This window comes from Bartonella queenslandensis AUST/NH15 (assembly GCF_000312585.1).
GTDB lineage: Bacteria > Pseudomonadota > Alphaproteobacteria > Rhizobiales > Rhizobiaceae > Bartonella > Bartonella queenslandensis_A.
Genome location: NZ_HE998051.1, coordinates 1 through 1,113, shown reverse-complemented (window position 1 = coordinate 1,113; position 1,113 = coordinate 1). Strand labels below are relative to the sequence as shown.

Below are 1,113 nucleotides of genomic sequence, written 5' to 3'. Positions count from 1 at the left end.
CTGACAAGCTATGGACGCCTAGCAAGCCCAAATGAATGGAAAAATTACAATAAATTTACCAGCAAAGTGACCATGAGTGGTGGCTTAGAACTGTTGGGCAATTCGTCGTTTAGCCTTATTCATAATGGTGAAGTGGTGACAAGTTTAAGCACAAGCGGCAGCACATTGAAAGGACCTTTAAAAGTCGATGGCGATCTTGTTTATACGAAAGAGCAAGTAGATGCTCTCCAGCAGGAAATATGGGCAGAAATAAAGAGGTTTAAAAAAGTTTTTAGTGAGAAACCGATGAATTGGCCTGCACTTGCCGATGCTGAATTACTGTATACACAAAATGGAAAAATTCAATGGCCTGATTGGGCAACAGACCAAACTAAAGTAGAAGTCCAAGCATGGGGTGGTGGTGGCAGTGGTGGTGGGTCCGATACACCACGATTAGGCGGCGGCGGCGGCGGTGGCGGTTGTTCAGTATGGTACGGCTATAAAGCCAGTTTGAATGGGCATGAAGATATAGTGATTGGGAAGGGTGGAGAACGTGTTACAGGTAGAAGTGCGACCGGTAATGCTGGACAGACGACAGTCGTTGGGAAAAATTTTATCACTGCGACGGGTGGAAAAGGAGGACATGGCGCTTATCGAACAACAAATACAGGAGTTTTTGGCAACCAAAGTAGTGGTAGTAGTGGTGGTGGTGGTGCTGGAGGTATTGGTGGAAATTTTGGCTTGGCAACGGACGATCATCCAGGTATCGCTAAAGGTGGGAATGGTCATCCTGGTACGGGCGGTGTTACTGGTGCGACAAGTGGGAATGGCGGTGATGCTGGAGGCGATACCTCAAGGGGCGGTTTTGGAGGGACGGGGACTGGCAGCTATAAATCTGGGAAGGGAGGATGTGGTTTTGGCGGCGGCGGTGCTGGTGCCCATAGTGATGGTGGGTATAGCGGTGCTGGAGCGAATGGCGCTGTTTTGATCAGGTTGTGGAAAGAATGAATGGTTTATGTAGGTATAAAAAACGACTGGTACAGTTTAAAGGATTGGCTCTTATAGGATAGCTTTATAAGCGCTGTACAGTTTTTCTTTGTAAAAGCCTTTTTATAGTCCTTTAAAAGCTCTTTC

General features: G+C 46.9%; 1 protein-coding gene. It reads left to right on the top strand.

The annotated features are described in order from the left end of the window. On the top strand, window positions 1-987 hold a 987-nt coding region (locus tag BN338_RS09290), incomplete at its 5' end, for a glycine-rich domain-containing protein (protein WP_039761429.1). Window positions 988-1,113: the final 126 nt, after the last annotated feature.